The sequence below is a fragment of the Pseudomonas sp. PMCC200344 genome (assembly GCF_030053095.1).
In the GTDB taxonomy this organism is placed as follows: Bacteria; Pseudomonadota; Gammaproteobacteria; order Pseudomonadales; family Pseudomonadaceae; genus Aquipseudomonas; species Aquipseudomonas svalbardensis.
Window position 1 is genome coordinate 2,714,800 of sequence record NZ_CP125618.1, and the last position, 13,526, is coordinate 2,728,325.

Below are 13,526 nucleotides of genomic sequence, written 5' to 3' on the forward strand. Positions count from 1 at the left end.
TTTAGTTGCAGCTCGGATAAACCGTGCATTCGCGTCCGTTCAGCTTGAAAGTTCTAAAGTCTTTAGTGTTGCCTCGACAGAATCCGTATGGATCATTCACACCTTTACCAAGACAAGGTTTCCATCCTTCAGGTAGCTTCAGCCAGGTATCGCCGATGGCAGGTCGCTCCTCGGATGATTGGCGCAGCTCAAGCTTTATGACTTTCCCGGGAAGGGCGCTTCTTTCGGCCACACCGCCAGGCTTACGGCGCTCACGTTTATTCTCCGGAACCTGCCATTTTTCATCAGCGGCGTTGCACGACAGAATCTTTTCAATTCCACCTTTTTTTGCCTTAGCGGTGCTTAATTGGAAAAGCCATGTGCACAGACCTCGTTGTCCGGTCTCACTCGAGGTCTTTGTGGATGTTTTTCCTACAATTGCCAATCCACCTGCGTGGTCTAACCCATCATCCCAGATACCGTTGCCATAGGTAGCATCGACCTCATAGTTCACTCTAGTGAGCTCCATCGAGCAACCAGCAATGTGGTACTCCAACGGTATTTCTGTAGAGATTGTCTGCTCCGTGCTTTTTGCCAGAGTTTTATTGGATTTCTGTTGCTGGCGAGTGACCGAACCACCAAGGCCTGGGCTATAGACCTCACAGTCCTGACCCTCTTTCGGTGAGTATTGCGCTTTGGAGGTAAAACCGAAGTTTGGAGGAACAATGGCAACGAGAGTGAAATGTTCGCTTCCGTAATTGCTGGTCACTCCCTCGACGCTATCTTTGACCATCTGCCCAGCCCAGCTACAAGCGCCCATTAACGGAAGAGCAAGAAAAAAAACCGACCTGACGCTGTATGAAAAAAAATGCCTATTCATTAAATATTCCCTGCTCAGTGCAATTTGGATAAACCGTGCACTGGCGTCCATTCATTTCAAAAGTTTTGAAGGTTGGGTGAGATCCACAACGGTCTGACGTTGCTGTGCCTTGACAAGGCTTCCACCCGCTGGCGGTTTTAATCCATCGATTATCTATAGAGGGCTCCTCATCTTCAGCTAAGCGAAAGGTGATATTTGCCGTTTTTTGGTTCAGCAATTCTCTGTTAACTACGCTGCCAGGCTTTCGTCGTTCAATATAGTTACTTGATACTCTCCACTGTTCGTCGGCAGCACTGCAAGACAAGATTTTTTCAATACCGTCTTTCTTCGCCTTTGCAGTACTGATTTGGAAAAACCATGTGCAGATCCCACGTTGTTCTTGAATGATCGAAGAAGGATTTGACTTGTCGTTCGTCGATGAGGGTCTTATGGATAGCCCGCCTGCATGATCGAGGCCATGATCCCAGGCGTCAGCACCGTAAGTGGCATTAACCTCATAATCCACTCTCGTGAGTACCATCGAGCAACCACCAATGTGGTACTCCAACGGGATATCAGTAGAGACTCTCTGCTCTGCGCTTTTTGCCGGAAATTTATCGAATTTCTGTTGTTGTCGAGTAACCAAACCGCCTAAGCCAGGGCTATAAACTTCACAGTCCTGACCCTCTTTCGGTGAATACTGCGCTTTAGAGGTAAAGCCGAAATTCGGGGGAACACTGACGACAAGCGTGAAATGCTCGCGCCCATAACCACTGGCTACATCCTCAACGCTGTTTCGGGCAGCAGATCCCACCCAACTACACGCGCCGAGAAGCAGCACCAATCCCGGCAGTAACCATAAACTGATTTTCAAACGGCAACGCCTGGCTCAACGAACACCCGCTGACACCGCGCAAAATGCACTTCCGGCGTTTCCCCCGGCAAAGGCTCCCACGCGACATCTTCCATGCACTTGGCATTCAACCGTCGACTCAGCGTCAACTCGCGCTGTTCCGGCGTTTTCCATCGCCACAAATCCAGCAAGTCCATCTGCTCCTCAAGCCACTCACTGACGACGCGTGTTTCCGCGAGTTCAGCGGCTGCTTCGACGTGGTAGGTCAGGAGCCAGCGCTTGAGGTTGTCGCGCAGGATGCTGCGGGCCTGTTCGCCGGACTCAGGGTTTCGTAACCAGGGCGCCGGATCAGGAGCCGGGTAAACCCCAGGCCGGACGTTGTCGGCGCTCTTCCACCGATCTTCATCCCAAAACATTACGCTAGCGATCGGGCCGAGAAGCAGCGGATATTCGGTTGCTTTGAGGTTGGCCAGGCAGCGGGCGATCACGCGGTTGTCCTGGAAGCGGAACAGCGAGCGCTCGCCGTCTTCGTCGATGATCATCCGCGCTCGCCAGTGTTGGGTCAGGCTGTCGAGGTCGGCCTTGTCCATGCTGCCGATCCAGCCCCAGTTGCGCTGTGGGTCGTCCAGCAGTTTGCGGAAGGCGTCGGCGCTGGGGTTGTGCAGTTCGGTCAGCCATGGGCTGATGGGGGCGAATTCGGCGTACTGGGTGCCTCGATAGAGTTGCACCGAGCGCTGCATCAGGCCGGCGCTGTACAGCGAGGTGACCGGGTTCGGTTCGGCGAGGCTGTCGAGGGCGAGGATCAGGACTCGGTTGAGCCGGGTTTGTTCGCCGAGCCAGTTGTTCAGTGCGTCGCTCATGCTGCCGTCCCCAAATCACACTTGCCTTCACGGCAGGCTTCGCAGATCGGGCAGCGGATGTCGCCAGCCGCACGGGCGGCTTTGGCCATGGCCATTTGCACGGCGGCCGGGACGAGCAGAGCGCCTGCTTTGTCCTGGGCGGCGGCCCATGGAATAACAGGAGGGAGAATCTGAATCCCCGTCCCCGCGCCGGGACCACCGCCGGAGTTGACCTTGACCTGCGCGCCACTAATCGTCACGCCCCCCGCATCAACTTTCACAAAGCTCCCGCCAGCCTTGGCCGTCAGCTCCATGCCGCCCTCAACCACAACCTTTTCCCCAGCGTTGTAGTGAATCTCCTGACCCGCCTCAACAAACTGCGCGGTCCCCACCTTTACATGCTGAGTCACGGCAACCGTCAGGTGATCATTAGCCCGGGTCTCAGTCTTGCGATCCAGATGAGTAATCCGATGTTCTTCAACCTTGAACTCACTGAAAACATTCGCTTCAACGGTGTCATGTCGCTCGTTGCCGATGCGAATCTTCTGGTCATGCTCAATGTTTTCATCCCAATCCCGCTGGGCGTGCAGGTAGATCTGTTCCGCACCTTTCTTGTCTTCAATCCGAAACTCGTTGTAACCATTACCACCCGGAGAGCTCAGGGTCTTGAAGGTGCTGCGGGTTTTGTTCGCCGGCAGGTCGTACGGGACGACGTTTTCCTTGTGGTACAGGCATCCGGTGATCAGTGGTTGGTCGGGGTCGCCTTCCATAAACGACACCAGCACTTCCATGCCGATGCGCGGGATGGCGATGCCGCCGTAGGCGCTTCCGGCCCAGCCGGTGGCGACGCGCAGCCAGCAGCTGGTCTTGTCGTCAGCCTGGCCTTCGCGATCCCAGTGGAACTGGACTTTGACGCGGCCGTATTCGTCGCAGTGGATTTCTTCACCCGCAGGGCCGGTGACAATGGCGGTCTGACTGCCGAGGACTTTGGGTTTCGGGTGTTCGAGGGCAGGGCGGAAGTGCGCGTCCCACGGGGTGGCGAGGAAGCGGTTGCGGTAGCCCTGGTGGAAATCGTCTTTGTTCTGGGTGACGTCGCTGGTGACGTTTGCGCCGAGCACTTGCGGCTGTTTGCCTTCGTGCACCACTTCCAGCAGCAGCCAGAGGTCGTTCCACTCGGCGCGCGGGTGTTCGCTCAGGGCCATGAAGTGGCCGCTGACCAGGGTCGGCTCGTCGCCTTTGCCTTCGGCAAGTTTGTAGTCGCTGCGGTGGCGTTCCAGGGTGCGGGTCGCCAGTTGCTTGCCGCGTTCGCGGTCGGTGAAGCGGCCGGGGTAGTCGTAGTCTTCCAGGTCCGGGGCGAATTCGCTTTTGGCGGCGCCTTCGGGAAGGATGCGCGGTTTCTCGAAGTCGTAATCGCGACGGCTGACGCGGGTGGTGCGGGTTTCCAGGCGCAGGTTGAAGCGCTTGATCACCGGTTTCTCGGCAGCCATGCCGGAGTCTTGCTGGTAGGCCACGGGCGCGAGTTTACGGAACACCGTCTGGTCATCGCCGAACACCAGTTTGTGGCCGCTCGCACTGTGCTGGAAGTGGAAGTGAATGCCTTCTTCTTCGCACAGGCGCTGGATGAAATGCAGGTCGGATTCGTCGTACTGCACGCAGTAATCGCGTTCCGGGTAGATCGCGCCGAGCTGGAAGCTGTAGGCGTCGGCCAGGATGCCGCGCGCTTCGAGGACCTGAGCGATGATCTTCGGCACACTTGAATGCTGGAAAATCTGCTGGTCATGGTTGTGGCGCAGGTAGGCGAGTTGCGGCACCAGGCTGATGCTGTAACGGGTCAGGCTTTTGCCGGAGTCGCCTTGCTCGATGCGATACACCAAGCCGTGGATGATGCCTTTGCCGGTGGCGCCGAAGGTCAGGCAGCCGGGCTTGTGCAGCAACTCTTCGAGTTTCAGGTCGGGGCGCGCGCTGACCAGTTCGATGTCGAAACAGAACGGCTGATTGAGGGTTTCGCGACCGACGAAGCTGAGTACCTGAAGGTCAACGGAAACGCCTTCCAGCGTCAGGGAAATATGGGTTGCGTTCGCGTCCAGCATGCCTTTAATTCCGTCCTTTGAATAAGCTGGGGCGGATGGTGCAGGATTAAAGCGCCTCGTTCAAGGAAACGAACCGTCATTTACCGACTAAAGTCGTCTGTAGCACGTAACAGCCCTCTACTCTTATTGCCGCTCACCCCCGTGTTCTAATCCCCGTTCTCCAGTCACACGACTCCAGCGTCGGAAGATTAGCGGTGTAAGTGACACCGCCTTCGCGAGCAGGCTCGCTCCCACATTGGATCGTTGCCGAACACAAAACCTGTGTCCACTGAAGATCTACTGTGGGAGCGAGCCTGCTCGCGAAGAGGCCTTCAGCCTCAGCGAAGATCCAACTGCTGGCGATACGGCAAGTCCGGCCCGGTCTTGCTGCACGTCAGCGCCGCAGCTTGCACCGCAAACTTCAACATCCCGTCGATCTGCTCGCGGTCGAGCGATTGCACGCCCTCAACCGAATCCAGCTGCTGCTCGGTCAGCGAGGTAATCAGCGCTGCCTGGAACGTATCGCCAGCGCCCACGGTGTCGGCGATTTTCACTGAGCTCGCCGGCACCGACCATGAACCATGGGCACGGCTGAACACAGTCGCCCCCTCGCCACCACGGGTCAGAAACACTAACTGACAGCGATGCTGCAGCCAGCCTTCGATCACCCGTTGCGGATCCTGCTCGGGGTACAGCAGGCTCAAATCCTCATCGCTGACTTTGATCAGGTCGGCCAGCTCAACCAAGGTGGCAATCCGCGAGCGCCACAGGTCGATATTCGGCTCAGGATTGAGCCGCACGTTGGGATCAAGGCTGATCAAGCGTTTGCCGCTTTCCCGCTGCACCAATGCCAACAGCGTGTCGGCAATCGGTTGCACCACCAGCGAAAACGAACCGACGTGCAAGCCGCGCACTTCAGGTCCCAGTTCCGGCAGATGCTCGGTTTTCAGCTGACGATCCGCGCAGCCTTCGCCCCGGAAGCTGTAATGCGGTGAACCATTGGCACCGACGGCCACCATCGCCAGGGTCGTAGGCGCAGCGAAATCCACCAGGTAATCCGAGCGCACGCCTTCATCCTGCAGCACCTGCTGCAAGCGCCGGCCGAGGTAGTCGGTCGACAACCCGGCAAACAGCGCCGCGTCCACGCCCAAACGGCGCAAACCCACCGCGACGTTGAACGGCGAGCCGCCGGCAATCGCCTTGAAATTCACTTTTGGAGCCAGGCCGCTGGCATCGTCTTCACTGAAGAAATCGAACAGCGCTTCGCCACACACCAGGTACATAGTTATTCACTCTTTAAAGGGTTGCGACATGCTGTTGATAGCGTTCGTAGGCCTGCTGACAGGCCGCCACATTGTCTGCGATCGGCAAGGTTTCGCTGGCCGAGTCTAGCTTCACGCAACGCTCGCAAAGGTCCGCGAGGCTGTCTTCATGCCCGTTTTCCCAGGACTTGCACCACGCCGCCTGAATAGCGGCGCCAAGGGCCGCGGCTTCGCTTTGTTCGGTGCAGATTACCGGCGTGTTCATGATGTCAGCGACGATCTGCCGCCACACCGGGCTTTTCGAGCCGCCGCCGATCAGGCAAATGCTGCGGCTTTGTAAGCCATTCTGGCGCAGCAGGTCCAGTCCATAACGCAAACCGAAGGTCGTGCCTTCGACCACCGCGCGGCACAGGTTGGCCTGGGTCAGGTTGCTCATCGTCAACCCCAGCAGACTGCCGGTGGCATGGGGCAGGGCGGGGACGCGCTCGCCGTTGAGGAACGGCAGCATGCACACACCTTCGGCACCGATGGGTGCTTGCGCGATGAGTTCGTTGAACTGTTCGATATCCAGCTCGAACAGCTCGCGAATCACCCCGGTCGCGTTGGTCAGGTTCATGGTGCAGATCAGCGGCAGCCAGCCACCACTGGAGGAGCAGAACGTTGCGACTGAAGAGTCCGGACTGACTTTCGGCTGGTCGGCATAGGCGCACACCGTCCCCGATGAACCGAGACTCATGGTGATAGCGCCGGGCTTGATGTTGCCGGTGCCGATGGCGCCCATCATGTTGTCGCCACCGCCGCTGGAGACCAGCGCCTGCGGGTTGATGCCCAGGTGTTCGGCGATGCTCGGCAGGATCGTGCCGACGGCTTGATGAGCGTCGATCAGCTCCGGCAGCGCGGCTTGCAGTCGTCCGGTGGGATCGATGTCACGCAGCAGCTGCAAGTCCCATTGGCGGGTGCGCACGTTGAAATACCCGGTGCCCGAGGCGTCGCCGTACTCGCTGCAACTGCGGCCGGTGAGCCAATAATTGAGGTAGTCATGGGGCAGCAGGATGCGCGCGATGCGAGCGAAAATCTGCGGATGGTGTTCTTTGGTCCAGAGCAGTTTGGAGACGGTGTAGCCCGGCGCGATCACGACACCGAGACGTTCCAGGGAGCCTTTTTCGCCGCCCAGATGGGCAAGCAGACTACCGTTTTCCGGGGTGGATTCGGTGTCACACCAGAGTTTGGCCGGACGCAGCACCTGGCCCTGATCGTCGAGCAGCACTAACCCATGTTGCTGGCCGGAAACGCCGATGCCGAGAATGTCCTGGCCGTCGACCTTCGCCGCGAGCAATGCGCGGCGGGTGGCCAGCGCGAAGGCGTCCAGCCATTGGGAGGTGTCTTGCTCGCGGCGGCCATTGGCCCCACTGATCAAGGTGTGGGCGGCGGCACCCTGGCCCAGCACCTGACCGCTGACGGCGTCGAGGATGATGGCTTTGGTGCCTTGGGTGCCGCAGTCGATGCCGAGGAATAGTTGTTGGTTTGCCATGGAAGATCCTTGGTGTGTCAGGTCGATCTCGGTGAAGCCATTCGCGAGCAGGCTCGCTCCCACAGGAGATTTTCAGAGGACACGGATTTTGTGTCCGACACCGATCCCATGTGGGAGCGACGGTGCGACGATTCGACCTGCTCGCGAAGACGGAGGCAGATTCACCGCCGTGTGCTTAAGCCAACACCCGCTCCAACGTCCGCGACACGCCGACGTCACGCAAACTGTTACAGCACCACTCAAACGCCGCCACGAATTCTGGCGAATGCGGAATCGCCGTACCAAAAATCTCCTCAACCTCCAGCAACCGCTGGGTGATCAACGCATCATCCGCCACCAGTGCCTGACAGAACGCCGCCCGCGGATCAGGAATGCTGTAGGTATCGCCATTCTCGTCCACGCCCTTCAAATACAACGCCCAAGCGGCCACCACCAATGCCGCACGCGTCATCTCTCGTCCATCAGCAATCAATCGATTGATCGTCGGCACAGTGAACTTCGGAAACTTCGACGAACCGTCCGAACACACACGCTCCAGCTGATCGGCAATCGCCTGGTTGGAGAAGCGCGCCTCCAGCGTGTTCTTGTACTCGGTCAGGTCAATCCCCGGCACGGGTGACAGTTGCGGGGTCACGTCCAGGTCCATGTAGGCACGCATGTAGCATACGAACAGCGGGTCGTTCATGGTTTCGTGAACGAAGCGGTAACCCTTCAAAAAACCCAGATATGTGAGTGCCAGGTGGCTGCCGTTGAGCAGTTTGATCTTCATCTCTTCATAAGGCGTGACGTCGTCGGTGAACTGCACGCCGACCTTTTCCCAGGCTGGACGACCGTTGACGAACTTGTCCTCCAGCACCCATTGCACAAAAGGTTCGCAGACCACCGGCCAGGCATCGTCGATAGCGTGTTTATCGTGCAGTTGCAGCTTGTGTTCGGTGCTGGTCATCGGCGTGATGCGGTCGACCATCGCGTTGGGGAAACTCACGTGGGTGGCGATCCAGTCCCGCAGATCGGCATCGCGCAGGGCGGCGAAAGCCAGTAACGCTTTGCGAGTGACCGCGCCGTTGTGCGGCAGGTTATCGCAGGACATCAAGGTGAACGCGGGCGTGCCGGCTGCACGACGTTTGGCCAACGCGGCGCAGAGAAAACCGAACACGGTTTTCGGTGCGCTCGGGTGTGCCAGGTCGTGCTGGATTTGCGGCAGCTGGGCCATGAACTCGCCGGTGCTGTCGTCGATGCAGTAACCGCCTTCGGTAATGGTCAGCGAAACGATACGGATCGCGGGGCTGGCGAGTTTGTCGATCAGCGCTTGTGCGCCATCTTCGGCCAGCAGCATCTCGCGAATCGCGCCGATCACCCGAACTTCGGTGTCGTCGGTATCGCCCAACTCGAACAGGGTGAAGAGGTAATCCTGCTCTTTGAGATCGTCACGGGCGCGGCGGTCATCGGCGCGCAGGCCGACGCCGCAAATGGCCCAGTCCAGTGCTTCACCGGTATTCATCAACGCGTCGGTGTAATAGGCCTGGTGAGCGCGGTGGAAACCGCCGACGCCGATGTGCGCGATGCCTTGACGGGTGTCGCTCAGGGCGTAGGCGGGCAGGACCACCTCGGAGGCGAGGCGATTGAGGTTCTGTTTATTGAGTTTCATCACGTGCTCTCTAAAATCAGGCCGCAGCGCGCAACGGGCGGGTCAGCGCCACACCGTCGGCATCGAATAAATGGCAGTGCTCGGCGTCCAGATGCAGGCTCAGCGACTCGCCATAACGGCTGGCCAGGTCGCCGCGAACGCGCATGGTCAAGGCTTCGCCGGACGAGGTCACCACGTGGCAGAAGGTGTCGCTGCCCAGGCGTTCGCTGACGTCGGCCGTGACCTGCAAAGTGCAGTCACCGGTTTGCGCGAGATTCAGATGCTCCGGGCGAATGCCCAGGGTCACCGCACCACCGACGCTCAGGTTGGCGCCGCTCAGCGGCAACGTGATGCGGGTGCCGGCGTCCAGCAGCACTTCGCAGCTCTGGCTCTCGACGCGGGTAACTTTGCCCTTGAGGAAGCCCATTTTCGGCGTGCCCAGGAACCCGGCGACAAACAGATTGGCCGGCTGGTGATACAGATCCAGGGGCGAGCCGACTTGTTCGACTTTGCCGCCATTGAGTACGACCACCTTGTCGGCCATGGTCATGGCTTCGACCTGATCGTGGGTCACGTAGATCATCGTGGCTTTGAGTTCTTTGTGCAGGCGCAACAGTTCCAGGCGCATCTGCACCCGCAGGGCGGCGTCGAGGTTGGACAGCGGCTCGTCGAACAGAAAGATTTTCGGATTGCGCACGATAGCCCGGCCGATGGCCACGCGCTGACGCTGACCGCCGGACAACTGTTTCGGTTTACGTTCGAGCATCGGCCCGAGTTCAAGGATGCGCGCCGCTTCGCCGACTTTCTTCTCGACTTCGGCTTTCGGTACGCCAGCCAGATCGAGGGCAAACGACATGTTTTTGCGCACGCTCATGTGCGGGTACAAGGCGTAGGTCTGGAACACCATCGCCAGGTCGCGCTTGGCCGGGCTGACTTCGGTGATGTCGCGGCCATCCAGTTCGATGGTGCCGCCGCTGACTTCTTCCAGGCCGGCAATCAGGCGCAGCAACGTGGATTTGCCGCAGCCCGACGGGCCGACGAACACCACGAACTCGCGGTCGTTCACTTCCAGGTCGATGCCTTTGATGATGGAAAAGCCTTCGAAGCCTTTTTGCAGATTCTTGATTTTCAGGTTGGCCATGGTGGCGCTCCTTTTGTCTAATTCTTTAAGGACTATTTCACGGCGCCGAACGACAGGCCGCGGACCAATTGTTTCTGGCTGATCCAGCCGAAGATCAGGATTGGCGCACAGGCCAGCGTCGACACCGCTGACAACTTGGCCCAGAACAGACCTTCGGGACTAGAGTACGAAGCGATCAATGCGGTCAACGGCGCGGCTTTCGACGAAGTCAGGTTCAAGGACCAGAACGCCTCGTTCCAGCACAGAATCAGCGACAGCAACACCGTGGACGCCAGGCCACCCTTGGCAATCGGCAGCAGCACCCGGACCATTTCCTGCCACAGCGTGGCACCGTCGAGGCGCGCGGCTTCGAGGATGTCCTTGGGGATGTCTTTGAAGTAGGTGTAAATCATCCAGACCACGATCGGCAGGTTGATCAGCGTGTAGATCACGATCAGCGCGATGCGCGTATCGAGCAGGCCGAAACTCTTGGCCAGCAAGTAGATCGGCATCAGCACGCCCACCGGCGGCAGCATCTTGGTAGAGAGCATCCACAGCAATGTGCCCTTGGTGCGCTGGGTTTCGTAGAACGCCATCGAGTACGCCGCCGGCACCGCGATCAGCAGGCACAGCGCTGTAGCGCTGAAGGAAATCACCACCGAGTTCCAGGCGAAGCTGAAGTAATCGCTGCGCTCGTTGATGTGCAGGTAGTTCTCCAGCGTCGGGGTGAAGATGAACTGCGGCGGCGTGGCGAACGCGTCGATTTCGGTTTTGAAACTGGTCAGCACCATCCAGAAGATCGGGAAGAAGATCAGGATCGCGATGGCCCAGGCCAGGGTGCCGAGCAGCAGGCTTTGCAGACGGCGGGATTGTTGAAGGGTCATGGCGCAGGCCTCAGGCTTTGTCTGTCAGGTTTTTGCCGATCATGCGCACCAGCACGATGGCCGCGATGTTGGCGATCACCACCGCGATCAAACCACCGGCGGACGCCATGCCGACGTCGAACTGCACCAGCGCCTGGTTGTAGATCAGGTAGGCGAGGTTGGTCGAGGCGTAGCCGGGGCCGCCGTTGGTGGTGGTGAAGATTTCGGCGAACACCGAGAGCAGGAAGATGGTTTCGATCATCACCACCACCGCAATCGGCCGTGCCAGGTGCGGCAAGGTCAGGTGCCAGAAAATCGCGATCGGCCCGGCACCGTCGAGGCGCGCAGCTTCCTTCTGTTCCTGGTCGAGGGACTGCATGGCGGTCATCAAGATCAGGATCGCAAACGGCAGCCATTGCCAGGACACAATGATGATGATCGACAGCAGCGGGTAGTGCGCCAGCCAGTCCACCGGCTGCGCGCCGAACAGCTTCCAGACGTAGGCGAGAATCCCCGACACCGGATGGAATATCAGGTTCTTCCAGATCAGCGCACCGACGGTGGGCATGATGAAAAACGGCGAGATCAGCATCACCCGGACGATGCCGCGACCGAGAAACTCACTGGCCTCCAGCAGTGCACTGATCAACACGCCGAACACCACGCTGATCAACAGCACGCTGCCGACCAGCAACAAGGTGTTGGTGGCGCCGGGCAGAAAACCCGAATCGCTGAGGAAGTAGCTGAAGTTCTCAAGCCCGACGAACTCGTTCTCGCCGGGGTAGAGCAGGTTGTAGCGGATCAGCGAGAAGTAAACGGTCATGCCCAGCGGCACGATCATCCACAGCAGCAACAACGCCACCGAGGGGCTGACCAGGAACCAGCCGGGGTTGGCCAACCGGCTTTTACGCACCGGTTGGGGAATGTCCATGTGAGCTTTGGCAGTTGAAATATTCATGGCGATAGAACCGATAAGGAACAGACATATGAAGATCAACTGTGGGAGCGAGCCTGCTCGCGAAAGCGGTGTTCCAGTCGCCAGAGATGCATCGGATGTACCGACCTCTTCGCGAGCAGGCTCGCTCCCACATTGAAATGGCGGGTTACTTGGGGTAACCGGCGCGCTTCATTTCACGTTCGGTGGTTGACTGGGCGGCGGTCAGGGCCTGGTCGACTGTGGTCTGGCCGATCAGCGCTGCCGAGAACAATTTGCCGACCTGGGTGCCCACGGCCTGGAATTCAGGAATGGTCACCAACTGGATGCCGATATACGGCACGGGTTTGAGGGTCGGATTGCTCGGGTCCGCGGCTTTCAGCGATTCAAGGGTCACCTTGGCGAACGGCGCAGCCTTCATGTACTCGTCGCTATACGTCGAAGCGCGGGTACCTGGTGGTACGTTGGCAATGCCGTCTTTCTCGGCAACCAAAGCGCCATACTCCTTGGAGGTTGCCCAGGCGCTGAAGGTTTTCGCGGCGTCCTTGGCCTTGGAACTGGTCGGTATCGCCAGCGCCCAGGAATACAACCAGGCCGAGCCCTTGTTGGTGGTTTCGTGCGGTGCGTAGGTGAAGCCGACGTGGTCGCTGACCTTGCTTTGGGTCTTATCGGTGACGAAGGAGCCGGCGACGCTGGCATCGACCCAGATCGCGCATTTACCGCTGTTGAACAGCGCCAGGTTTTCATTGAAACCATTGCTCGATGCACCCGGAGGGCCGGATTTCTTCATGGTGTCGACGTAGAAGTTCAGCGCGTTTTTCCACTCGGGGCCGGTGAATTCAGGCTTCCACTGCTCATCGAACCAGCGCGCACCATAGGCATTGGCGACGGTGGTGATCAGCGCCATGTTCTCGCCCCAGCCGGCCTTGCCGCGCAGGCAGATGCCGTACTGTTCTTTATCCTTATTGGTGAGTTTGCTGGCGAACTCGCTGATCTGGGTCCAGGTCGGGTGCTCGGGCATGGTCAGCCCGGCCTCCTTGAACAGATCGGTTCGGTAATAGGTGATGGAGCTTTCGGCGTAGAACGGCAACGCATACAGCGAACCCTTGACCGACAGGCCTTCACGCACCGATGGGAAAACGTCGTCGAGGGCGTAACTGGCCGGCAAGTCCTTCATCGGCTCCAGCCAACCCTTGGCGCCCCAGAGTGCGGCTTCGTACATGCCAATGGTCAGTACATCGAACTGTCCGCCCTGAGTGGCGATGTCGGTGGTCAGGCGTTGGCGCAGGACATTTTCTTCCAGCACCACCCAATTGAGCTTGATGTCCGGATGCTCGGCCTCGAAGGTTTTCGAGAGTTTTTGCATGCGGATCATGTCGCTGTTGTTGACGGTGGCGATGGTCAGGGTCTGGGCGCCGAGGCTGACGCTGCTAAGGGTCATGCAGGTGAGGGCAAGCAGAGCTTTTACAGAAGGTTGCATCGTGCACTCCTTTTCTGCACCCGGCGGGTTACAGAAGGACAGTTATTGTTTTTGTGTCTTCCTGCGGAGGGAAGAATGTGCACTGATTACAGCCTTCTATTGATGACGTG

At 58.9% G+C, this 13,526-nt stretch carries 11 protein-coding genes; all 11 read right to left on the reverse strand.

All coding sequences use genetic code 11. The features are described from left to right. Position 1 precedes the first annotated feature (1 nt). The 11 genes from QFW87_RS12325 to QFW87_RS12375 all read right to left on the reverse strand — a co-directional run bounded on the left by QFW87_RS12325 (position 2) and on the right by QFW87_RS12375 (position 13,416). Positions 2-859: a hypothetical protein gene (locus QFW87_RS12325; protein WP_283190624.1), complete on the reverse strand. Its 858-nt coding sequence runs from the start codon at positions 857-859 to the stop codon at positions 2-4. Beyond that, complete coding sequence (locus QFW87_RS12330) at positions 852-1,712, reverse strand: hypothetical protein (protein ID WP_283190625.1); 861 nt, start codon at positions 1,710-1,712, stop codon at positions 852-854. The genes QFW87_RS12325 and QFW87_RS12330 overlap by 8 nt, the downstream gene beginning before the upstream one ends. After that, positions 1,709-2,551, reverse strand: a complete 843-nt coding sequence (locus QFW87_RS12335; RefSeq protein ID WP_283190626.1) for a DUF4123 domain-containing protein — start codon at positions 2,549-2,551, stop codon at positions 1,709-1,711. Before QFW87_RS12335 ends, QFW87_RS12330 begins: the two co-directional genes overlap by 4 nt. Further along, positions 2,548-4,620, reverse strand: a complete 2,073-nt coding sequence (locus QFW87_RS12340; RefSeq protein WP_283190627.1) for a type VI secretion system tip protein VgrG — start codon at positions 4,618-4,620, stop codon at positions 2,548-2,550. Before QFW87_RS12340 ends, QFW87_RS12335 begins: the two co-directional genes overlap by 4 nt. A 317-nt stretch (positions 4,621-4,937) precedes the next feature. Beyond that, a complete protein-coding gene (locus QFW87_RS12345) occupies positions 4,938-5,882 on the reverse strand; it encodes a carbohydrate kinase (protein WP_283190628.1) in 945 nt (314 codons plus the stop codon). A gap of 13 nt (positions 5,883-5,895) precedes the next feature. After that, positions 5,896-7,392: a xylulokinase gene (gene xylB / locus QFW87_RS12350; protein ID WP_283190629.1), complete on the reverse strand. Its 1,497-nt coding sequence runs from the start codon at positions 7,390-7,392 to the stop codon at positions 5,896-5,898. A gap of 175 nt (positions 7,393-7,567) precedes the next feature. Further along, positions 7,568-9,040: a mannitol dehydrogenase family protein gene (locus QFW87_RS12355; RefSeq protein WP_283190630.1), complete on the reverse strand. Its 1,473-nt coding sequence runs from the start codon at positions 9,038-9,040 to the stop codon at positions 7,568-7,570. Between the two features lie 16 nt (positions 9,041-9,056). Next, positions 9,057-10,160, reverse strand: a complete 1,104-nt coding sequence (gene ugpC, locus QFW87_RS12360; RefSeq protein WP_140678725.1) for a sn-glycerol-3-phosphate ABC transporter ATP-binding protein UgpC — start codon at positions 10,158-10,160, stop codon at positions 9,057-9,059. A gap of 32 nt (positions 10,161-10,192) precedes the next feature. Then, the gene (locus QFW87_RS12365; protein WP_007936731.1) at positions 10,193-11,023 is read right to left on the reverse strand and encodes a carbohydrate ABC transporter permease; all 831 of its coding nucleotides are present in this window, start codon (positions 11,021-11,023) and stop codon (positions 10,193-10,195) included. A gap of 10 nt (positions 11,024-11,033) precedes the next feature. Continuing rightward, a complete protein-coding gene (locus QFW87_RS12370; RefSeq protein WP_223431080.1) occupies positions 11,034-11,933 on the reverse strand; it encodes a sugar ABC transporter permease in 900 nt (299 codons plus the stop codon). A gap of 172 nt (positions 11,934-12,105) precedes the next feature. Then, positions 12,106-13,416, reverse strand: a complete 1,311-nt coding sequence (locus QFW87_RS12375; RefSeq protein ID WP_283190631.1) for a sugar ABC transporter substrate-binding protein — start codon at positions 13,414-13,416, stop codon at positions 12,106-12,108. Positions 13,417-13,526 lie beyond the last annotated feature (110 nt).

What these genes read in the sequence shown, in the direction of transcription:
- QFW87_RS12325 (WP_283190624.1), bottom strand. Translation starts at nt 859, where the DNA reads ATGAATAGGCATTTTTTTTCATACAGCGTCAGGTCGGTTTTTTTTCTT.
- QFW87_RS12370 (WP_223431080.1), bottom strand. Translation starts at nt 11,933, where the DNA reads ATGGACATTCCCCAACCGGTGCGTAAAAGCCGGTTGGCCAACCCCGGC.
- xylB (WP_283190629.1), bottom strand. Translation starts at nt 7,392, where the DNA reads ATGGCAAACCAACAACTATTCCTCGGCATCGACTGCGGCACCCAAGGC.
- QFW87_RS12355 (WP_283190630.1), bottom strand. Translation starts at nt 9,040, where the DNA reads ATGAAACTCAATAAACAGAACCTCAATCGCCTCGCCTCCGAGGTGGTC.
- QFW87_RS12345 (WP_283190628.1), bottom strand. Translation starts at nt 5,882, where the DNA reads ATGTACCTGGTGTGTGGCGAAGCGCTGTTCGATTTCTTCAGTGAAGAC.
- QFW87_RS12335 (WP_283190626.1), bottom strand. Translation starts at nt 2,551, where the DNA reads ATGAGCGACGCACTGAACAACTGGCTCGGCGAACAAACCCGGCTCAAC.
- ugpC (WP_140678725.1), bottom strand. Translation starts at nt 10,160, where the DNA reads ATGGCCAACCTGAAAATCAAGAATCTGCAAAAAGGCTTCGAAGGCTTT.
- QFW87_RS12340 (WP_283190627.1), bottom strand. Translation starts at nt 4,620, where the DNA reads ATGCTGGACGCGAACGCAACCCATATTTCCCTGACGCTGGAAGGCGTT.
- QFW87_RS12365 (WP_007936731.1), bottom strand. Translation starts at nt 11,023, where the DNA reads ATGACCCTTCAACAATCCCGCCGTCTGCAAAGCCTGCTGCTCGGCACC.
- QFW87_RS12375 (WP_283190631.1), bottom strand. Translation starts at nt 13,416, where the DNA reads ATGCAACCTTCTGTAAAAGCTCTGCTTGCCCTCACCTGCATGACCCTT.